The sequence below is a fragment of the Maricaulis sp. genome (assembly GCF_015665295.1).
In the GTDB taxonomy this organism is placed as follows: Bacteria; Pseudomonadota; Alphaproteobacteria; order Caulobacterales; family Maricaulaceae; genus Maricaulis.
In genome coordinates this window covers 19,608-39,542 of record NZ_JADFAJ010000009.1, presented here as the reverse complement: position 1 = coordinate 39,542, position 19,935 = coordinate 19,608, and the positions used below count along the sequence as shown (strand labels likewise).

At 62.8% G+C, this 19,935-nt stretch carries 14 protein-coding genes; 5 read left to right on the top strand and 9 right to left on the bottom strand.

The window, feature by feature from the left end; genetic code table 11:
- Positions 1 to 4: 4 nt before the first annotated feature.
- Genes QZZ02_RS04350 through QZZ02_RS04340 form a run of 3 tightly spaced genes read left to right on the top strand, consistent with a single transcriptional unit; the run spans position 5 to position 1,413 of the window.
- The gene (locus QZZ02_RS04350; RefSeq protein WP_291842630.1) at positions 5 to 448 is read left to right on the top strand and encodes an SUF system Fe-S cluster assembly protein; all 444 of its coding nucleotides are present in this window, start codon (positions 5 to 7) and stop codon (positions 446 to 448) included.
- Between the two features lie 9 nt (positions 449 to 457).
- Positions 458 to 817, top strand: a complete 360-nt coding sequence (locus QZZ02_RS04345; RefSeq protein ID WP_366511497.1) for an iron-sulfur cluster assembly accessory protein — start codon at positions 458 to 460, stop codon at positions 815 to 817.
- A 5-nt stretch (positions 818 to 822) separates the two neighbouring features.
- Entirely contained in the window at positions 823 to 1,413 is a 591-nt protein-coding gene (locus QZZ02_RS04340; protein ID WP_291842629.1) for a glutathione S-transferase N-terminal domain-containing protein, read from the top strand.
- Positions 1,414 to 1,471: 58 nt separating this feature from the next.
- Here QZZ02_RS04340 and QZZ02_RS04335 read toward each other — a convergent pair whose 3' ends face one another.
- The 4 genes from QZZ02_RS04335 to QZZ02_RS04320 all read right to left on the bottom strand — a co-directional run bounded on the left by QZZ02_RS04335 (position 1,472) and on the right by QZZ02_RS04320 (position 7,055).
- Positions 1,472 to 2,464 (bottom strand): GGDEF domain-containing protein, encoded by a 993-nt coding sequence (locus QZZ02_RS04335; protein WP_291842627.1) that lies wholly within the window; start codon positions 2,462 to 2,464, stop codon positions 1,472 to 1,474.
- A gap of 214 nt (positions 2,465 to 2,678) precedes the next feature.
- A complete protein-coding gene (locus QZZ02_RS04330) occupies positions 2,679 to 4,220 on the bottom strand; it encodes a DEAD/DEAH box helicase (RefSeq protein ID WP_291842626.1) in 1,542 nt (513 codons plus the stop codon).
- 136 nt (positions 4,221 to 4,356) lie between these two features.
- Positions 4,357 to 5,628, bottom strand: coding sequence for an amidohydrolase family protein (locus QZZ02_RS04325; protein WP_291842625.1), 1,272 nt, complete (start codon positions 5,626 to 5,628; stop codon positions 4,357 to 4,359).
- Positions 5,628 to 7,055 (bottom strand): amidohydrolase, encoded by a 1,428-nt coding sequence (locus QZZ02_RS04320; protein ID WP_291842624.1) that lies wholly within the window; start codon positions 7,053 to 7,055, stop codon positions 5,628 to 5,630. The genes QZZ02_RS04325 and QZZ02_RS04320 overlap by 1 nt, the downstream gene beginning before the upstream one ends.
- Before the next feature lie 264 nt (positions 7,056 to 7,319).
- Here QZZ02_RS04320 and QZZ02_RS04315 point away from each other — a divergent pair, with 264 nt between their 5' ends.
- Positions 7,320 to 8,144, top strand: coding sequence for a hypothetical protein (locus tag QZZ02_RS04315; RefSeq protein ID WP_291842623.1), 825 nt, complete (start codon positions 7,320 to 7,322; stop codon positions 8,142 to 8,144).
- Positions 8,145 to 8,199: 55 nt separating this feature from the next.
- Here QZZ02_RS04315 and QZZ02_RS04310 read toward each other — a convergent pair whose 3' ends face one another.
- From QZZ02_RS04310 to QZZ02_RS04290, 5 genes are all read right to left on the bottom strand, one after another.
- The gene (locus tag QZZ02_RS04310) at positions 8,200 to 10,800 is read right to left on the bottom strand and encodes a M14 family zinc carboxypeptidase (RefSeq protein WP_291842622.1); all 2,601 of its coding nucleotides are present in this window, start codon (positions 10,798 to 10,800) and stop codon (positions 8,200 to 8,202) included.
- 145 nt (positions 10,801 to 10,945) lie between these two features.
- Positions 10,946 to 12,964 (bottom strand): DNA topoisomerase IV subunit B, encoded by a 2,019-nt coding sequence (gene parE, locus QZZ02_RS04305; RefSeq protein ID WP_291842621.1) that lies wholly within the window; start codon positions 12,962 to 12,964, stop codon positions 10,946 to 10,948.
- 173 nt (positions 12,965 to 13,137) lie between these two features.
- A complete protein-coding gene (locus QZZ02_RS04300; RefSeq protein ID WP_291842619.1) occupies positions 13,138 to 16,317 on the bottom strand; it encodes an autotransporter outer membrane beta-barrel domain-containing protein in 3,180 nt (1,059 codons plus the stop codon).
- A 169-nt stretch (positions 16,318 to 16,486) separates the two neighbouring features.
- On the bottom strand, positions 16,487 to 17,890 hold the full coding sequence (gene glnA / locus QZZ02_RS04295) for a type I glutamate--ammonia ligase (protein WP_291842618.1): 1,404 nt from the start codon (positions 17,888 to 17,890) through the stop codon (positions 16,487 to 16,489).
- A gap of 35 nt (positions 17,891 to 17,925) precedes the next feature.
- On the bottom strand, positions 17,926 to 18,264 hold the full coding sequence (locus QZZ02_RS04290; RefSeq protein WP_291842617.1) for a P-II family nitrogen regulator: 339 nt from the start codon (positions 18,262 to 18,264) through the stop codon (positions 17,926 to 17,928).
- Between the two features lie 130 nt (positions 18,265 to 18,394).
- Here QZZ02_RS04290 and QZZ02_RS04285 point away from each other — a divergent pair, with 130 nt between their 5' ends.
- The gene (locus QZZ02_RS04285; RefSeq protein WP_291842616.1) at positions 18,395 to 19,906 is read left to right on the top strand and encodes an NAD(P)H-hydrate dehydratase; all 1,512 of its coding nucleotides are present in this window, start codon (positions 18,395 to 18,397) and stop codon (positions 19,904 to 19,906) included.
- Positions 19,907 to 19,935: the final 29 nt, after the last annotated feature.

Below are 19,935 nucleotides of genomic sequence, written 5' to 3'. Positions count from 1 at the left end.
GACCATGACCGATAGAACCGACCGCGATGTGATCGACCTGTCTGCGCCCAGTGAACTGTCGCCCAGTGAACCGGCGCGCAGTGAAGCCGTGGCCACAGACAGCAAGCCGGCTGACGGGACCGGTGCAATCCCGGCCGATGAGCTGGCGCGTATCACCGATGCCGTCGTGGAAGCGCTCAAGACGGTCTATGATCCGGAAATCCCGGTGGATATCTATGAGCTGGGCCTGATCTACAAGGTCGATCTGGAAGATGATCGCACCTTGAAGGTCCAGATGTCGCTGACCGCGCCGGGCTGCCCGGTGGCGGGTGAAATGCCCGGCTGGGTCCAGGAAGCAGTCGAGAAGGTGGACGGGGTCGACAAGGCGCTGGTCGACCTGACCTTCGAGCCGCCCTGGACGCCCGACCGGATGTCCGATGAAGCGCGTCTTGCGCTGAACATGTTCTAGGAGGCCGGTTTGGCTGTGCGTGAACGTCCCAAGGCTGTGTCACTGACCGAGACTGCTGCCGAGCGGGTCAAATCCCTGATGGCGCAGCGCGGCGCCGGTTTCCTGCGCGTCGGCGTCAAGAATGGCGGCTGTGCCGGCATGGAATACGAGATGGCCTATGTCGAGGCACCTGGTCCGCTTGACGAGCGGGTCGAGGACCATGGCGTCGAGATCGTGCTGGAGTCCAAGGCGCTGCTGTTTCTGCTCGGCACCCAGATCGACTATGAAATCACGCCGCTCCATGCGAAATTCGTGTTCAACAACCCCAATCAGACGGATGCCTGTGGCTGTGGCGAAAGCGTGACGATCGTTCCTGTGAAGGAGATCTGACCGGTATGAAGCTCATCATCTCGACAACCTCGCCCTATTCCCGCAAATGCCGCGTCCTGGTGCGCGAGCTGGGTCTGGCCGATCAGGTTGATGAGGTTGAGTCCCACCCGTTTGATGACGACGCCGAATTGCTGAGCGCAAACCCGCTCGGCCGCGTGCCCTGTCTCGTGCTCGATGATGGCCAGGCCTTCACCGAGAGTGCGCTGATCGCGGATTTTCTGTGCGAGCGGGCCGGTGAGCCCTGGCCGCGTGACTGGAATGACCGGCGTCTGGAAGCCCTGGGAAATGGATTGCTCGATCTCACCGTTGCGCGACGGGTCGAGATGGTGCGCGATGAAGGCATCCAGTCCGATTTCTGGATCAGCCGCCGCGAGCGCGGTATCATGCGGGCAATCGACGAGCTGGAAATAGCCGTTGGCAAGCTGGACAGCCCGCTAGGGCAGGGGCCGCTGACCATGGCGGTGGCTCTGTCGTATATGGATTTCCGCTATCCCGAGAGCCAGTGGCGTGCTGGCCGCCCGAATCTGAAAAGCCTGTTGGAGGCCTGGAATTCCCGGCCCAGCTTCATGGCAACCCCGCCGCCCGCTCACGCCTGATATGAAAAGGCCGCCCGGCATGGGCGGCCTGTCCGATCAAAACTCAACTTGACGCGTGTCAGGCTGCGTTGCGCGAGCTTGTGCGTCCGTCATCGACGGTGGTGCGATTGCGACCTTCGGTCTTGGAACGGTAGAGGTTCGAGTCGGAACGCTCGATGAGATCCTCGATCGACTCGCCTTCCTGATAGGTCGCAATGCCCAGCGAGACGGTGATATTGCCAAGGTCCTCATTGGTGGACTTGCGCAGGAGCTTCTTGGATTCGACCGTCTTGCGTATCTTCTCGGCGACCTGTTCGGCGATATTCGGTGGCGTGTTCGGCATCACAATACCGAATTCCTCGCCGCCATAGCGGGCCACAAGATGGCCTTCGCCGGCATGACGTGTCAGGCAGCCGGCCACGAAGCGGATGATCTGGTCCCCGGTCTGGTGGCCCCACGTGTCATTGAAACGCTTGAAGAAATCAATATCACAAAGGATCAGGCTGAGCGGCTGCTTCTTGGTCTCCGAATCCCGGCGGGCGCGACGCAGGCTTTCATCAAAGCGCTTGCGGTTGGCGATCCCGGTCAGCGCATCGGTCATCGCTTCCTCGCGAACCTTTTCGAGGTGCGAGCGCAGCTGGGTGACTTCATTCGAAGTGGCCTGCAGCCGGTCTTCCAGGGCTTGGCTGCGGCGCTGCATGCGAGCCGTGGCAGATACAAGACCTTCGACGAGCCGCTTCATGCCCTGGGCGTCCGGGCTGGCGATCAGCTCATGGCTGGCACCTTCAAGGGCCTTGCCATAGGCGACCGTATCGCGTTCGGCCGCTTCCAGGGTTTCCTGTACCGCGCCGAGTTCGCGGCACATCACGCCGCCGCTCTCCAGGATCGCATCCTGGATGGCTTTCCACTGGAAATATTGTTCGAAGAGTTCGGCGTTCAGACTGTCGGAGAAAGTCTCGCCAGCCTCGACATGTCCGCGGAGCGTTTCGCATAGCTCGGCATTGGTGTCGCTGGCAAAGCAGATCCAGACCGCATAGTTCTCCGGTGTGGGCGCGATGCCAAATTGATCCATGAGGTCCAACGCTTTAAGCGCGAACTCACGTCCTTCTTTTCCGAGCAGTCGACCGTTCACCAGAAAGTCCTTTCCTGCGGAGGCGAATGGATTCGCCCTGCGGTTAAGGATGAAACTAGTGCGCAAAGGGAAAGAAGTCGTAAAAATTGCTCATAGCGTATGAGCAAAGGGGCCGCCGAGCCGGATAGCCGGTTTCAGCGACCCCGGATCATGTCTAGCGGTCGGCGTTCATGAAGCTGGGAACATGATCGCCAAAACCAATAACGGAACGATCATGGTCGGCCCCACGCTCACGCGTCTGCCCCGACTTGCGCGACGAGCGACGATTGTCATCGCTTTCACGTTCCCGCTCACGCCTGGCACGCGGCGGACGGTTCTCGCGTTCGGCGACCGGCTGCTTTTCCTCGGCCGGAGCGGCGGTCGTGACGGGCGTGACATCTTCGACCGCTTCTGCGACGGGTGCCGGTTGGACCTCCGCCGCGCGAGGCGATTCAGACTCGGATTTGCTGGACCGCGGTCGGCGCGCCCGCCCCGAACTCTCGGACTTGCCGCGGGAACTGCTGCGGCTTGACGCAGAACGCCCACCGGACGACCCGATGCCGACCTCGGCGAGGGCGCTGTCGAGATCATCGAGGACGAGCTCGGGAATGTCCTGCTTGATAAGCTTCACGACGGCTGCCAGTGACTTCTCATCACCCGGCGCAAAAATCGTGATGGATTCACCCATCTTGCCGGCCCGCCCGGTCCGGCCAATACGGTGGACATAGTCGTCGGCGTGATGCGGCATGTCGTAATTGAAAACATGGCTGACATCGGGAATGTCGAGCCCGCGGGCCGCCACGTCGGACGCCACGAGGAAGCGCAAAGTGCCGGCCTTGAAGTCGGCCAGCGTCGCGGTGCGCGCCGATTGGTCGAGATCGCCATGGATGGGCGCGGCTGAAAAGCCGTGACGCTGCAGCGAGCGCGCGACGACATCGACGTCCCGCTTGCGGTTCGAGAAGATGATGCCGTTGCGGACGCCTTCGCGGGCCATGGCGACGCGCAGGGCGACTCGCTTGGCCTTGGCGGAATTGTCGGTGAGTCGGACCATCAGCTGGGTGATGTTGGCGCCGGTCTGGGCCGGCCGCGAAACTTCGACGCGCTCCGGGTCGCGCAGGAAACGGTCGACCAGGCTCTGGATCTCCTTGGGCATCGTGGCCGAGAAGAACAGGGTCTGGCGGCGCGGCGGTGGCGGGACGAGGGAGAAGATTTTTTCCAGATCAGGAATGAAGCCCATGTCCAGCATGCGGTCGGCTTCGTCGACGACCAGCATTTGCACGCCGGTCATCAAAAGCTTGCCGCGCCCGAAATGGTCGAGCAGGCGGCCGGGCGTCGCGATCAGGACGTCTGCGCCCTTGTTGAGGATTTCCTCCTGCGGACCAAAAGCCACGCCACCGATCAGCAAGGCCATCGAGAGGCGCTGCCCCTCGGAATAGGTCTCGAAGTTCTCGGCACACTGGGCCGCCAGTTCACGGGTCGGCGCGATGATCAGCGAGCGCGGCATGCGCGCCTTGGCGCGGCCGCGCGACAGGCGCTCGATCAGGGGCAGGGTGAAGGATGCAGTCTTGCCGGTACCGGTCTGGGCAATGCCGAGTACATCGCGCCCCGCAAGCGCTGGCGGAATCGCGCCAGCCTGGATCGGGGTCGGTTCGCTGTAGCCAGCTTTTTCGATGGCTTCGAGTAGTTTCGGGCTCAGACCCAGTTCTGCGAACGTCATGGCGTCCTTTTGGTTGATCGGTAAACGGTGCGTTGTTTGACCTGCAAACGGTACGGCCGCGCCGTTGTGGCGCGGCCGCTTCGTGAGCGCAAAATACGGGTGCCCGGCTGCAAGTCAACGCAACAAGGCTGATCGACTATCGCCGATAGGCGAATGGCGTCTCGTCCGTGATATTGATGTAACGGTCCCGCAGGCGCGTTTGACGTGAATCCATCTCGGTGGCTTCACCGTCAATCAGCACCGCGACCGGCGAACTCATGACCTCCAGCGGGTCACCATCCCACACCACAACGTCTCCGGCATAACCTGTGGCCAGGGCGCCGTAGCGATCCCCCATGCCATAGATTTCCGCCGGAGTGAGGGTGATGGAGCGGAAGGCCTGGTCCCAGGCCACGCCATTCGTGACCGCATTGCCGGCATGCTGCGTGATCAGGCGGGCATTATAATAGCCGTCCGAGGTCTGCGTTGTGTAGGCAATGGTCACACCGGCCTCATGCAGGCGCTGGGCGCCGTGCAGGGTGGCGGCGATTTCGTCGAACGAGGCCGGCAGGTTGCGCAGCGGATCAAGCATCACCGGAATACCCGCAGCGGCCAGCTCATCGGCGACCAGCCAGGCTTCAGCTCCGCCCCCGATAATGAGCTGGACGGGTGCATTGTCGGCCTGGAAACGGATCGCCCGGCGAAGGTCGGCCGCGCGGTCGATATTCAGCACCAGCGGTACCCGGCCACGAACAACCGGCAAGAGCGCCTGTGCGTCATAGCGGTTGAGCGCATCGCCTTCATGATCGGCCGAGAAGCGGCCCGGATAGCCGCGGGCATCATTGAAGGCCGCTTCCAGATAGGCCCAGGCTGCCGGGCGCGAGCCACCCGCGGTGGCGGCGCCTGACTGGCTGAGGTCAGCGAACACGAAACTGCCGCTTTCGAAGACTGAGTCGGGATCGCCGCTGGTGTCCACCAGCCCGCCCTGACCGCCAAAAATGTTGTGGCCGGTCGATGGATAGATTGCCGCCCGGGTAACCCCGCGCATGCGGGTCGCGGCGATATGGGTGCCGGCAGGGTTGAAGCCGTCGCTGACATCCAGTGCGACCGAATATGGCGAATCGCTCGCGCCGGCATCGGTGGTCGAGCCTTCCAGTGCGACCTCGATAAGGCCGATCTGGGTGAAGGGTGCAAACAGGCCGGGCGTAATCCAGCCGCCCTCGGCGTCGATGACCTCGGTGCCGACCGGAATGGTCACATCCGTGCCGACGGCAACGATACTGCCGTCACGCACCAGCACCGTTCCGTTCGGGATGATCCCCTGATCGGTATTGGTGACGACACGGCCATTGGTAACGGCATAGCTCTGCGCCAGGCCGGGAGCGGCACTGGCCAGGGCCAGCGCGAGTGCGGGAATAAGGGTTCTCATCAGTCGTCTCCCTCGCCGGGCTGGCCGAGCATGAAGTCGCGAACGGGTTGTTCGTCCTCATCGCGGCGATCAAAGCTCATGGCCCCGTCAATCCAGACCTGATCGGCCCGGGTATAGGTGGAGTATGGATTGCCGGACCACAGTACGACATCGGCCCGAAGACCGGGCTGAAGGCTGCCGGTCTGGTCGGCGATTCCCAGCGCCTGCGCCGGGTTTGAGGACAGCCAGGCCCAGGCTTCGCCATCGGAAATCTCGAGACCCGCCCGACGACCATCACCAAGTGCCTTGGCAACTTCCTGGTTGAGACGCTGGATGCCCATGTCGCTGTCGGAGTGGATCATCGCGCAGGCGCCGTTGGCATGGGTCATGGCGAGGTTCTCGCGAACCGCGTCATAGGCTTCCATCTTGAAGCCACCCCAATCAGCCCAGACGGCCGCGCAAGCGCCGTTTTCGGCCAGAAGGTCGGGGATCTTGTAGGCTTCGACGGCGTGGTGGAAGGTCGTGACCTGGTAGCCGAACTCTTCCGACATATCCATCACCTGGGCCATCTGGTCGGCACGATAGCAATGCATCTGGATCAGGATTTCGCCGTCCAGCACACCCATCAATGTCTCAAGCTCAAGATCACGGGTCGGCGCGTCGGCTTCTTCGCCGTTCTCGGCGGCTTCCCAGTAATCATGCCAGCTGTCGCGATAGTCCGAGGCCCGGATCCAGGCGGCGCGGTAGCCCGCCATGTTGCCCATATCGGTGGCCGGGGACTGGCCGCGATTGCCGTAGACGCGCGACGGGTTTTCGCCGCATGCCATTTTCAGGGTGTAGGGCGCGTCGGGGAACTTCATATCCTGCACGGTACGGCCGGACACATTGCGCAATGTCACACCGCGTCCGCCGAACAGATTGGCCGAGCCGGGCAGGACGTGGAGCGTTGTGACGCCACCCGCGAGGGCTGCGTCGAAGCCGGGATCCTGCGGCCAGACACTGTGTTCGACCCAGACCTCCGCCGTGACCGGCTGGGTCGCTTCATTGCCGTCGCTGTGCGCGTCGACACTGGGGGAGGGGTAGGCACCGAGATGGGAGTGAATGTCGATCACGCCGGGCGTGACATAGCGGCCGGTGGCGTCAATCACGGTGGCGCCTTCTGGGGCTTCCAGACCGGTTCCGACGGCCGAGATGCGACCGTTCTCGATCAGAACATCGCCATTTTCGATCTCGCCACCGATGCCATCAAGGACCGTTGCGCCCTGGATCAGGGTGACACCGCTGGGACGCGGCGTATAGGTTGACGGATACGGATCGAGACTGTGCCGGACAGTGTCCGTATCAGCAGAAACAGCGCCCGAATCGTCCGATCCGCTTCCGGCGCTGCACGCTGCCAGGCCGATTGCGGCGGTCGCCGCGAGCGCTGGCATCCATGCCTTGAGTGTCATTGTCTATTCCCCACTTTGTGTCCGGCCTGACCGGGCCGACCGAGAGACCCGGATTGAACGCCTTCACGGCGCCGCCGTCAAACCCTGTCGGGCGAGGTCTCACAAAGATTTGTGGATTTTCAGTGAGATGCTTCGAAAATCTTTGAGTGTGGCCTCGCGGACTATTGGTTATCTTTCCACTGGGTGCAATTTCAGGTTATATCCTGTGACGGGCGGATCAAGGCAATGCGATCCGAATTTCATCCACGTTGGAGGCCGAAGCCAATGATGAAGCCTGTTCTCAAGCTGATCAGCGTTCTCGCCGCGCTTCTCCTTTCGGGCGTCGCAGCACAGGCTCAGGACGAGCCGCCGCGTGCGGATGCGTTTGAATCGATGTCGAATTTCCTCGCCTGTACCGGAAATCCTTACGCCCTTTGCTATTACTCCGGGCCGGACAACGGGTCTCCGACAGGCGATGGTGGCACGGGCCCCCATCTGCCATGCGTGCCCGGCGACGGTCGGGATGGCGCGACCGCCAATGCGGATTGTACCTGCTATGCGATCACCGAACCGCAGCAGGCGCATGGCACCACCTATAATTATGTCGAGATCGGATCGATCCTCAATCCGGTGGTTCGCGATGCGACCATCGAGATTTGCCTGGAAGATGGTTCCGGCTGCCTGAACATGGCCAGCCTGTTGACCGGGCGTTGCGACATGGACGATCCGCATATCGCACAGGAAGCCTATTGCCAGTTTGCGCCGGTGTGCAGCTATCTCGGCGACATGGCCACACGCGAGGGACAGACCCTCTATCCCTACCTCCCGGAGGCAACGCTGATTTCGACCTTCTCGCTGGATTACAGCCAGGTCTATGACTTTGGCTCAACCGCCTGCGAAGAGACGGGGACGCGTTATGCGGGCTGCATGACGGCGCCCTGCGGAGATGCCGACGAGAACGGGATGACGCAATGCCTCTGTCCGACCTATGACGGTCCCTATGATATCGGACAGAACAACATGCAGTGCGATATCCGGCCCAATGTCTGGTCTGCGGCGCTCAACAACGTGTCTCGCCATCCCGGTCCCGCGCAGCCCCAACCCGAGTGAGCCTGCGCTGAAGGCAGTGACCCGGCGCCGGTCGCAAGCGGGCGCCGGGTGATCCCTATTCCTCCTCGTAGTCGCCGGACGGGCGGTCGATGAGCGAGCCGAAGAAGATTGCGTTCATGAAGGCGCGCTCGGTGCCGCGGAATGTCGCCCGGAAGGTCGGGTTGTCCGCAAACATCACGACCGTGCCCCGACCCAGACGCTGGGCGATGATGGCGGGGGTTCCGGCGATCTCGTCCTGGCGGCGCTGCGAGGCGTAACCCGACAGGAGAGGCGTCTCAGTGTATTCCGCCACGACCGCGAACGGATCATGCTCGGGGCGCTGCAGCGTGAAGCTGGTATTGCGATGGACCGGCAGATCACGATCGCCATAGCCAAATCCGATCGGGTGGGACGGATCCAGATCGGTATCGAAGATTGCCCCGCCAATCACATGTTCGGCATCATCGACGCCCATCTCGGCGTAGTTGCGACGGTCCGGCGTTTCGCTGTCCGTCTCATCCTCTTCATCGGCCTCGAGATTGAAGAAGGTCGACTGGGCCATGCGTGATGCCTGGCGCATCGTTACCAGAACGCCGCCATCCTCTCGGATCCACTGGCCGACCCGTTCGGCCGAGCGGGCCGACAGGTCTGTATTGCCACCCCCCACAATCACAAGATGGGTATAGCGCGACCAGTCAAGGCCACCGAGATCATCCTTGCGCCGCAAGGTCACCGGCACGTGCATGCGGTGATCGAGCTGGTGCCAGACTTCGCCAGCATCATAGCTGGCCAGCCCGTCATCAAACAGGACGAGGACCTCCGGTCGGCGTACCGACCTGAAAGCATTGCCGTCTCCGAGGTCCGGCGACCCGCCCGCCGTCGAGCCCGACATGACTGCGTGCACGGCAACCCCGTCTTCTCGGGCGATGGCGGAGACCAGCTGGTGGATGGTTTCGCGGTCAGAATCCTGGCCGACCAGCGGCACAAAGACAGCCCCGGGGCCGAACGCGGTCGCACCGTGGTGCGTCGCAATCGTTGCCGGTTCGGTCGCTACTCGCACACGGATGTCGGCGTCGAGGAGTCGGTAGAGTCCGCGCGGCGCATTATAATCCGACCAGCGCAGGACATAGCCGTAATTCGAGCTTGGCGGCGCCGGCTGCGCGAGGTCCGCAGGGCCGGTTTCGCTGCCGACCAGGTCGGCAGACCAGTCGCGACCCAGCGCCGCGTATTCGAGGTCATAGGCGAGCGGCAAAGTCCAACCGGACACGTCGTAGAAGATGTTCTCCTCGAACGTGGTGACACGGTCGAACATTGAACGGATCATCGTGTATTGCGGCTGGTTCAACTCGACGACATAGCTTTCGCCGGCGCGGTAGGTGCGGCCATTGCTGCGTACATCGCGAGCCAGTTGGTTGACCCGGATATCATGCCGGTTGAGCAGGTCGACAAACATGTTGGCACGGGCCGGGTCGCCGTCTGCCGTGAACACGAAGCCACGATCGCGGTCGCGACCGGCGGCCGCGAGCGCGTTCGCGAAGAATTCGCGTTGATAGGCCGCGATCTCGTCATGCCCTGCAATGCCGCCTTCAATCGTCGTCAGCGAGGTGCGGAAATGGGTGCGGACATTATCACCATGGCTGACCAGGCCGCGTTCGGCCTCGATCAGACCCCCGCGCGCAGCGCCGATTTCGAACAGTATCCCGAGCGAGCCATTGACCTGCGGATAGGTCGACCCCTTGCCGACATAGAAATTGTCAAATCCTTCCTCGGATGTGTAGAGGCGCGCCTCGCTGTCGAGGAAATCGATGTGGTGCTGGGCAATGCCGAGGGTGAGATCGCGTGCCCGCTCCGGGATCAGCGGATTGCGGCGCAGCGGTTCGCCGGGATGAAAATAAAAGGTGCTTTCCGTACCCATCTCGTGGAAATCGGCGGAAACCTGCGGCTTCCATTCATGCCATTGCTCAAGCCAGGCTTGGGATTCCGGCTGGGTTTGCAGCAGCCACTGCCTGTTGAGGTCGAACCAGTAGTGATTGGTTCGCGCTGTGGTCCACAGATTGTGCTGTTCGTGCGCCGGGTCGGTCCTGGCGACGTCACCGCCGAAGGTCTCGACATGGTTGACCCGCCGCGAATGGCCGTCCGGATTAAAGATGGCGGTGATCAGGATGACGCTGTTGTCCAGCATTGCCTCGATCTGCGGACCCTGCGCAGCGGCGAGGTGGTAGAGCGTCGGCATGGAGGCGTCCATGCCGGCTGATTCAGCCCCGTGAACGCCGTAGTTCAGCCAGAGGATGGCGGGGCCGTCATGGGCCGGGGCACCAGGCTGCAGCGAGGCGAGGTGGCTGGCACGGATATCATCGATGCGGGCATGGTTGTCCGGCGAGGTCACTACGAAGAACAAGATCGGCCGGCGTTCATGGGTGTAGCCGATCGTCTCGACGGAAATGCGGTCGGAGCCGTTCGCGATCTCGGTCAGATAGGCGACCATTTGCTCGTGCCGGACCGGCCGCTCGCCAACCCCCCATCCGATCATGTCTTCCGGTGCCGGAACGCTGTCATCATAGGCGATACCCTCGACCTGATAGAATTCGATCGGCTCAGCCATGGCAGGGCTGGCGAGGCCGGCGGCGAGGATCAGGCCTCCTGCGAAGGCATGCCGGATTGCTCTGTGGTCGGTCATTGGAGTGTCCCCTCGTGATTCCGGTTACGGCTTTCACGAGAGGCTAGCGCGCCGGGCGCACTTGTCCACTGGCCGGACAGTGCCGGCACGCAACTCGTGCCGCAATGCGACCGCGGCCCGGACGTCACAACAGGCTTTGGGGGTTTTAAAGGTCCAGCTCTTCCGTCACGAAGCTGGCATTGTCCTGGATAAACTTGAAGCGCGCTTCCGGCTTCTTGCCCATCAGCGTTTCGACGAGCGCTTCCAGCGTCGGCAGATCATTCTCGTCGATCACGACGCGGGCGAGGGTTCGCACAGCAGGATCCATGGTGGTCTGCTTGAGCTGACTCGGTGTCATCTCGCCGAGACCCTTGAAACGCCCGATATCGATCTTGCCGCTGGCCTTGAATTCGTCACGGATCAGTTGTTCGCGGTGGGCATCGTCGCGCGCATAAAGCGTGCGGGTTCCCTGGGTCAGGCGATAAAGCGGCGGCTGGGCCAGGAACAGGCGCCCCGAATGGATCAGTTCAGGCATGGAGCGATAGAAGAAGGTGATCAGCAGCGCCGCAATGTGGGCGCCATCGACATCGGCGTCGGTCATGATGACGACGCGCTCATAGCGAAGATCTTCAAGCTTGAACCGGCTGCCGGTCTGGCAACCGAGCGCGAGCAGAAGGTCACTGATTTCCTGATTGGCCGAGATCTTGTCGGCGGTTGCCGAGGCGACATTCAGGATCTTGCCGCGCAAGGGCAGGATGGCCTGGGTCTGGCGCGACCGGGCCTGTTTGGCGGAGCCTCCGGCCGAATCGCCCTCGACCAGGAAAAGCTCTGTACCGTCAGCATCGGCGCGCGAACAATCGGCCAGCTTGCCCGGCAGGCGAAGCCTTCGCGAAGCGGTCTGGCGCTTGACGTTTTTTTCCTTGCGGCGGCGCATCCGGTCGTCGGCGCGTTCGATCGCGAACTCAACCAGCTTGGCGGCTTCCTTGGGCGAGGCGGCCAGCCAGTGATCAAACTGGTCGCGTACCGCGGTTTCAACCAGGCGGGTCGCTTCCGGCGTGGCGAGGCGTTCCTTGGTCTGGCCCTGGAATTCCGGGTCTCCGATGAAGACCGAGACCAGGGCGCCGGCACCGCCCATCACGTCTTCGGCCGTGATATGGGCCGCCTTCTTCGCGTGGGTGTGTTCGGCATAGGCGCGAAGGCCCTTGGACAGGGCGCCGCGCAGGCCCTGCTCATGGGTTCCCCCCTGCGGCGTCGGGACCGTGTTGCAGTAGGACTGGCAAAAACCGTCAGCATCGCCGCCATAGCCGTTTGCCGACCAGGTGACCGCCCATTCGACTCCGCCGCCACCGTCCTCACGCTCGACCCGGCCGACAAAGGCCTCCGCTGTGACCACGGCGCGCTTGTTCGCCATTTCCGCCATTCGGTCGGCCAGGCCGCCCGGGAAGCACAGAATGTCATCGGCCGGCGTATCCGTGCCTTCAACGAGACTCGGTGCGCAGCGCCACTGGATTTTCACACCACGGCGCAGGAAGGCCTTCGAGCGGGCCATGGCGTAGATGCGGGCCGGTTTGACCGACATCTTGTCGCCGAAAATCTGGGTGTCCGGCAGGAAGCGGAGTTTGGTGCCACGGCGGTTGGGCGCCGGGCCGACCTTGACCAGGGGGCCGAGCGGCAAGCCGCGCGAATAGGATTGGCTCCACAGTGTTTTCTCGCGCGCCACCTCGACCTCGAGCACTTCTGACAGGGCGTTGACGACGGAGATACCGACGCCGTGCAGCCCGCCGGACGTCTTGTAGGCGCTGTCGGAAAACTTGCCGCCGGCGTGCAGCACGGTCAGCACGACCTCCAGCGCCGATTTGTCGGGATATTTCGGGTGCGGGTCCACCGGAATGCCGCGGCCATTATCGGTCACGGTGATATAGCCATCTTCGTCGACGGCGACCTCGATGCGATCAGCCCAGCCTGCCACCGCCTCATCCATCGAGTTGTCGAGGATTTCAGCGAACAGGTGGTGATAGGCGCGCTCATCAGTGCCGCCGATATACATGCCGGGACGGCGGCGGACGGCTTCAAGGCCTTCGAGAACCTCGATATGTGCGGCGGAATAGCCCGGCGCCGGCGCCGTGGAGGGTGTGGGCGCTGGCGCGCCGGAAAACAGGTCGGAATCGGAGCTCTGGTTCGACATGTCTTCACTTTGCACGAGTCGGCGGATGGGAGGGAAATTCTACGCAGCGAATCGGATGCCGACAGCCTGTCTGAGCAGTACGCGACAAGGTGTTTTCCTGATGATCCACAAGAAAAACGGCCCGACTGAGAGACAGCCGGGCCGTGGGTTCGAGGCGAAGCAGGCTCGCTTCGCTAGAAGACCATGCGCATGACCAGACGCGCCGTGTGGCGAATGAAGTCCTCGCGAACGTCGGCGTCGTAGTCAAAGGAGAAGGTCGAGTAGCCGGATCCGGCAGCGATCCCGAAGCCGAAGATGGCGCCAGTACCCGGCATGGCTTGCGAGCGCAGCGTAAATGTGTCGTCGAAATCGGCAAAGCTTGCGGTCGTTTCCGCATCCGAATCGGCAAACTCGTTGCGGAAGCCGACCCGAGCCGTCGGAGACCACCAACTATCGGTTCCTTCAAAGCGGGCGCCGAGGGTCAGGAGGCCGGTTCCCGAGAAACTTGTTGTTTCACGATCGCCAACCGACAGGTCGACGCCCACGCCGCCGCCGGTTTCGACATAGGCGCTTTCGCTCAGGCGCAGGTAGTCAACGGAGAAGGCCGGCCGGACATACCAGCGTTCCGTGACCGCGATGTCGCGTGCAATGCGGGCGGAGCCTGACGCGTGCCAGCCGGTCCAGTCGGCGCTCGGCGCAGCGTCGAAAGCACCGATCAGGACCCGACGGTTATGCTCGAACGTGTCATAGCCAACCGCAGCATAGAGATCGACGTCGAACATGTCGGTGTGGGCACCGGCATAGGTGCCGACCTGCGCTGTGATCGCGCTCATCGGCTCATCAACGCCATCGACTTCAGAGACTTCGCTCGCAGCACCGACGATATTCACGCCAAGCGCGTAGAAGGGGCCGAATGGGCGATCAAAACCGGCCGCGAGCCCGATCCCGTGACCGCGATATCCCGGTCCGAAAGCGCTGCCGGCCCGGTCCGCGAAATAACCGAATTCCTGCACCCACAGGCCACCTGTTTCCTCCGGGCTGCGCCGCACGGCTTCCAGCCGGTTGGAGAGCGCGCCAACGGCGCTGTCATTGGCCGCGAGTGCGAACTGAATCGCGCTGGCGGAATACTCCGGCAACAGCTGGTCGTAGGCAGAGAAGAACTCGTCCTGGGTCATCAGCGAGGCGATCGCCTGGCCCAATTCCTCATTGCCCTGCCACCCTTCCAGCGCGGCAGCATAGGCTGCGCCCTGGTTGGCGTTCATGCCCAGTTCTTCGGCAGTGCGCCGACGCAAGGTCAGGACGAGCGCATTGTCGTCATTCGGATCAAATTCGAGATTGGATTCATACAGCCACGGTGCGTCGGTATCCTGCAGCGAAGCCAGCGTTTCCTCGATGACGAGTTCGTCCGCCGTCAGGACCACGAAGGTCGCGCCTTCGCCGATAAGGTTTGACAGGGTAGCCGACACGCGGGATCCGGATTCGAAGGTGACGGTGCCGCTGCCGTGAATGCTGGCAGCCGTGCTGGTCTCGTCGTCAATCTGGAAGCGCAGCACCGATCCGTCGCCGAATCTCGCCGTCGTGAATGAGAGGTTTGTTTCAGCGGCCAGTTGCAGCTCGGCATTGTCAATCTCGATGTCGAGCAGCCCGTCACTGTCGGAGACGACGCCTGCGACGACTGAATTGCCGGACATGACGAGCTGGTCGGCTCCGTCGCCGAAATTCACATCGCCGGAAACCGTGCCGGTTTCGACCTGGAACTGGTCGGCGCCGGAACCGAAGCGGATATCGCCGATGATGCTCACGACGGCACCGTCTGGTGCGTCAGCGTGCAGGTATTGGCGCACGATCGAGTCCAGCGTGCCGGCGCTCAGGTCGATGGCCACGGTTTCATACGCGACCGGATCTGTTCCCGTGGGCGGTGCGGAGTAGGTCGTGCGGATAAGTCCGGTATTCTCGACCGACGTCAGAGTGCCGGAAAGGTCGATGAGCGAGTAGGCGCTGCCACCCGAAACGCCGTTGACGTTCAGCGTACCGGTATTGATGAAGCTGGGAACATTCGCCCCGGTATCGATGAACACGCCGCGCCCGGTTCCGCCGACGCCATTCACGCCGACAATCAGCACGCCGGAATTGGCGAATGTCGGGACAATCGCGCCATTGCCGATGAAGACACCAGTGCCTGTCGCTTCGTAGGCCGTGACATTCAGGCGGTTGGCGTTCTCGATCCCGCCTTCGAACGTGACCGTATTGCCGTCCAGGCCTTCGACACGCATACCGAATGAGTCGACGCCGTCGAGATCGCCCTGGGCGTTGATTGTTCCGCGATTGACGAAGGCATAGCCAAGATGCTGGGCCGGAATGCTCTCGTCGACATCAGCCGTGTCGGGATCATCCTCGACCGCTTCCAGGACGATTTCGCCGAGCACGATGTCGCCGGAATTTGCGTCGGCAAATATATGTGTGGCGGGCGCGGTCGTCCGCACGGAGACAGAGCCGGCGACTTCGTTGGGAAAGGTTTCGCTCTGTCCGGCGATATACACACCACCGGCGACCGAGCCGTTCACGACCAGGCCCGATCCGCTCATCGCGGTGTCATCAGTGTTGAGCAGCGGCAGAAGCTCGTCGCTGGGATGTCCCGCGAACCGGTAGGAGGTGGTCGTGATGCTCGCGCCGATGCGCACAGCACCACCCACGTCGCTCGACAGGGCCACGCCCTGGCTCCCGACGCCGACCGCGCTGATTGTCCCGTTCACCCGGACATCGCCGGAAACATCGCCGCTGACATCGACCGACTGGCCATTATCGCCGGTCAGTCGGATCAGGCCATTGAGAGCAAGATTGCCGTCGATGCCGGTCAGGATCCGCAGGCCCGCGCTGTCATTGCCGACAACGGTAATGCCGCTGCTGGATGCCGTAATGATGTCGCCGGTGAAAACTGCGGCGCCGTCGACCAGGATGGCGACTCGGTTCGACCCGTAGGCGTTTGGACCATTGACGCGGCCGTCGACCGGATCATCCGTGTCTGTGGCCCGGGTTTCGGGTACTACCTGGATTGAGCCGTTATGGGTGAGGGTGCCGGTCGAGCCTCCAACGATATGGATGCCGACGCCGTCATCACCGTCTCCGTCGATCAGGATCGAGCCGTTATTTGTGATCGAGTGGTCGCTGTCCATCGTTACCGCCGTGGAGCCAGGCGAAACGGTGACGCGGCCACTGGCGCTGATCACAATATTGTCGGCGACGCCGCCATCACCGGCGGTCGAAGTGGCGACGGGCGTCGTGATTTCGTCGGTGATATCACGGTCTGCAAAGGCGGCAGGAGCTGTAACGGTCAGCGATACAAGGGCGCTGGCGAACAAGAAACGGCGACGCATACGAACTCCTGACAGGACTTCCCCAACATGGTTGGGTCGAATGAGACACGATTTGTAGCGAAAGCCCGGGCGCTCGTCGACCGTGTCAGGTGCGCTGGGCGCAAAAGAAAGCGGCCGGGCAAAGGCCCGGCCGCCACGCTTGACCACAAATCGGTCGAAACCCCTTGAATTAGCAGGAGTAATACATGTCGAACTCGACGGGGTGCGGGTGCATTTCGTAGCGCAGCACTTCTTCCATCTTGAGGTCGATATAGGCGTCGATCTGGTCGTCATCCATCACCCCGCCCTTCTTGAGGAAGGCGCGGTCAGCGTCCAGCGATTCCAGCGCTTCGCGGAGCGAGCGGCAGACCGTCGGGATGTCCTTGAGTTCTTCCGGCGGCAGGTCGTAAAGGTCCTTGTCCATCGGATCGCCTGGATCGATGCGGTTCTCGATGCCGTCGAGGCCGGCCATCAGGAGGGCGGCGAAGGTGAGGTAAGGATTGCCGGCCGGATCCGGGAAGCGGGTCTCGAGACGTTTGGCATTCGGCGAGCCGACCCACGGGATTCGGATCGAAGCAGAGCGGTTGCGGGCCGAATAGGCCAGCAGGACCGGCGCTTCAAAGCCCGGAACCAGCCGCTTGTATGAGTTCGTCGACGCGTTGGCGAAGGCATTGATCGCGCGGGCGTGCTTGATGATGCCGCCGATATAGTGGAGGCAGGTCTCTGACAGGTCGGCGTAGCGGTCGCCGGCAAACATCGGCTTGCCGTCCTTCCAGATCGACTGGTGGACGTGCATGCCGGTGCCATTGTCGTTCCAGACCGGCTTGGGCATGAAGGTCGCCGTCTTTCCATAGGCGTGGGCGACCATGTGCACAGTGTACTTATACAGCTGCATGCGGTCGGCCATCGTCGTCAGTGACGAGAATTTCATGCCGAGTTCGTGCTGGGCCGGAGCCACTTCGTGGTGATGCTTTTCCGGCTGCAGGCCGAGCTCCTCGAGCACGGTCAGCATTTCGGTGCGCATGTCCTGGCCGCTGTCGACCGGGTTGACCGGGAAATAGCCGCCCTTCGGACCCGGACGGTGACCCATATTGCCGCCCTCGAACTTCGTGCCCGTATTGTGAGGCATTTCTTCGCTGTCGAGCTTGTAGCCGGTGTCGTGCTGGCTCGTGGAGTAGCGGACATCGTCGAACACGAAGAATTCGGCTTCAGGTCCGAAATAGGCCGTGTCGCCAATGCCGGAGGACTTCAGGAAGGCTTCGGCCTTCTTCGCCGTCGTCCTCGGGTCGCGGTTGTAGGCTTCGCCCGTGCCCGGCTCGAGGATGTCCGCCAGGATCACCGCCGTCGGCTGCTGGTAGAACGGATCAACGACGCAGTAGCTGGGGTCCGGCTTGAGAACCATGTCTGACTCGTTGATCGCCTTCCAGCCGGCAATCGAGGAGCCGTCGAACATGACCCCGTCCTCAAAGAAGTCCTCATTGACTTCCGCGCGGTCGAACGTGACGTGCTGCAGCTTGCCGCGCGGGTCGGTAAAGCGCAGATCGACATACTTGATGTCTTCGTCTTTGAGCTTTTTGAGAATTGCGTCTGACATGGGCCAGGCTCCGGATTACTGATCAGGTGGGTTGTTTAAAGCGCATCGCGGCCGGTCTCGCCGGTCCGGATGCGAATGACACTTTCAATCGGGCTCACGAAAATCTTGCCGTCACCGATACGGCCGGTCTGGGCCGCTGCCTGGATGGCTTCGACTGCCGCTTCCACACGGTCGGCGGGAAGAACGAGTTCAATCTTGATCTTGGGCAGGAAGTCGACGACGTATTCAGCGCCGCGGTAGAGTTCGGTATGCCCCTTTTGCCGACCAAACCCCTTGGCTTCGATAACAGTCAGGCCTTGCACACCGATCTCCTGCAGGGCCTCCTTCACGTCATCGAGCTTGAAGGGTTTTATGATGGCTTCGATTTTTTTCATCACGGACTCCATGATCTCGCCGCGACGCTAGACGCGGGCTGCGGGGTGACAAGACAGAAACGGGACTCGTTCGCAGCGGTCCCACTTTATGCCTCAATAACGGGCAGGGCTGCTTCACAATGGTGCGTCAATGCTGACTGATATCCTTGCTACGGCAGACTGTGCCCGGTGCGACCGCTTTGCCGTCGAAAACGGCGTGAGCTCTCAGCGCCTTATGAACAAGGCCGGCGAGGCCGTCGCAGCCGCGATTCGGGCCCGTTGGGCGCCACGTCCGACGCTGGTGCTGGCCGGGCCCGGCAATAATGGTGGCGACGGGCTGATCGCCGCCGCCTCCCTGCGAAAATCGGGTTGGCCTGTCCGAGTGGTCCTGGTTGGCGAGCCGCGCCGCCTCACCGGGGACGCCGCCTGGGCGCTGGGTGTCTGGGGTGGCGAGGCTGAACGCGCGGCAGAGACAGAAAATTTCTGCGGGGAACTCTTTGTCGACGCGCTTTTTGGAGCGGGATTGTCGAGACCGATAAGTGGTGAGGCCGGGCGCTTGATCGAACAGGTGAATGCGCGATCAGCGCCGGTCGTGGCCATTGACCTGCCCAGCGGCGTGCCGGGCGATGCCGGCCCGATCAACGGGCCGGCGCTGAAAGCGGCGCTTACGGTGACCTTTCACGCCCGCAAGCTGGCTCACATCATCGAACCATTCGCGCAAATGTGTGGTGAGATCGTCTGTGCCGATATCGGGATCCCGACGGGCTGGCAGGACGCCATCACGCCGATAGCACTTGAAAATGCGCCTCCGGATTGGCCCGGAGCACGCCTTCCTGATGGCATGGTGCACAAGCATCAACGCGGCCGCGTCGCGGTCTTCTCCGGTGGCGCCAGCGCGACCGGTGCCGCCCGCCTGGCGGCCCGGGCTTCCTTGCGGGCCGGTGCCGGACTGGTCACCGTGTGCTCGCCGCCCTCGGCGTCACTGGTCAACGGGTCCCATTTGACATCCGAGATGCTGGCCCGGTGGGAAGGTGGCGACCACACGGCTCGCCTTCTCACGGAATTGAGGGTGCAGGCTGCCGTTCTCGGCCCGGCCATGGGCGTCGGACCGGCGACCCGCGAGGCGGTCTTGTCGGCGCTCACGGTCGGCATTCCGCTCGTGCTCGACGCGGATGCCCTGACCAGTTTCGCTGCCTGTCCCGACGCCCTGTTCGACGCACTGCATCCGGCCTGTGTCCTGACGCCGCACCAGGGCGAGTTTGATCGCGTGTTCGGCGCTGGCCGGTCCGGTGCCAACAAGCTTGATCGGACCATCGACGCTGCTGAAAAGGCTGGTTGTACCGTGCTTTTGAAAGGGCCTGCGACCGTCGTCGCCACGCCGCGCCTGACGCCGCGGATCAACGGTCATGCGAGCCCCTGGCTCGCGACCGCGGGCAGCGGCGACGTGCTGACCGGAATCATCGCTTCCGGTCTCGCTTCCGGACAGGTGCCGCATGACGCGGCGGCCGGCGCGGCCTGGCTGCACGGTGACGCCGGTCGGTTGCTTGGTGCAGGCCTGATCGCAGAGGACCTGACGGAGGCCTTGCCTGCAGTGCTGCAGGCGCTGGCCGGCCGCCACTGTCGTGAGGCGGCACTGAGTCATCTGCTCGCGCATGGAAGCTAAGCGTTTGCGGGGCTTGGCACTTGTCGCGG

Coding starts and splice junctions, on each gene's coding strand:
- QZZ02_RS04350 (WP_291842630.1), top strand. CDS start 5: ATGACCGATAGAACCGACCGCGATGTGATCGACCTGTCTGCGCCCAGT.
- QZZ02_RS04340 (WP_291842629.1), top strand. CDS start 823: ATGAAGCTCATCATCTCGACAACCTCGCCCTATTCCCGCAAATGCCGC.
- QZZ02_RS04335 (WP_291842627.1), bottom strand. CDS start 2,464: ATGGATCAATTTGGCATCGCGCCCACACCGGAGAACTATGCGGTCTGG.
- QZZ02_RS04330 (WP_291842626.1), bottom strand. CDS start 4,220: ATGACGTTCGCAGAACTGGGTCTGAGCCCGAAACTACTCGAAGCCATC.
- QZZ02_RS04325 (WP_291842625.1), bottom strand. CDS start 5,628: ATGAGAACCCTTATTCCCGCACTCGCGCTGGCCCTGGCCAGTGCCGCT.
- QZZ02_RS04320 (WP_291842624.1), bottom strand. CDS start 7,055: ATGACACTCAAGGCATGGATGCCAGCGCTCGCGGCGACCGCCGCAATC.
- QZZ02_RS04315 (WP_291842623.1), top strand. CDS start 7,320: ATGATGAAGCCTGTTCTCAAGCTGATCAGCGTTCTCGCCGCGCTTCTC.
- QZZ02_RS04310 (WP_291842622.1), bottom strand. CDS start 10,800: ATGACCGACCACAGAGCAATCCGGCATGCCTTCGCAGGAGGCCTGATC.
- parE (WP_291842621.1), bottom strand. CDS start 12,964: ATGTCGAACCAGAGCTCCGATTCCGACCTGTTTTCCGGCGCGCCAGCG.
- QZZ02_RS04300 (WP_291842619.1), bottom strand. CDS start 16,317: ATGCGTCGCCGTTTCTTGTTCGCCAGCGCCCTTGTATCGCTGACCGTT.
- glnA (WP_291842618.1), bottom strand. CDS start 17,890: ATGTCAGACGCAATTCTCAAAAAGCTCAAAGACGAAGACATCAAGTAT.
- QZZ02_RS04290 (WP_291842617.1), bottom strand. CDS start 18,264: ATGAAAAAAATCGAAGCCATCATAAAACCCTTCAAGCTCGATGACGTG.
- QZZ02_RS04285 (WP_291842616.1), top strand. CDS start 18,395: ATGCTGACTGATATCCTTGCTACGGCAGACTGTGCCCGGTGCGACCGC.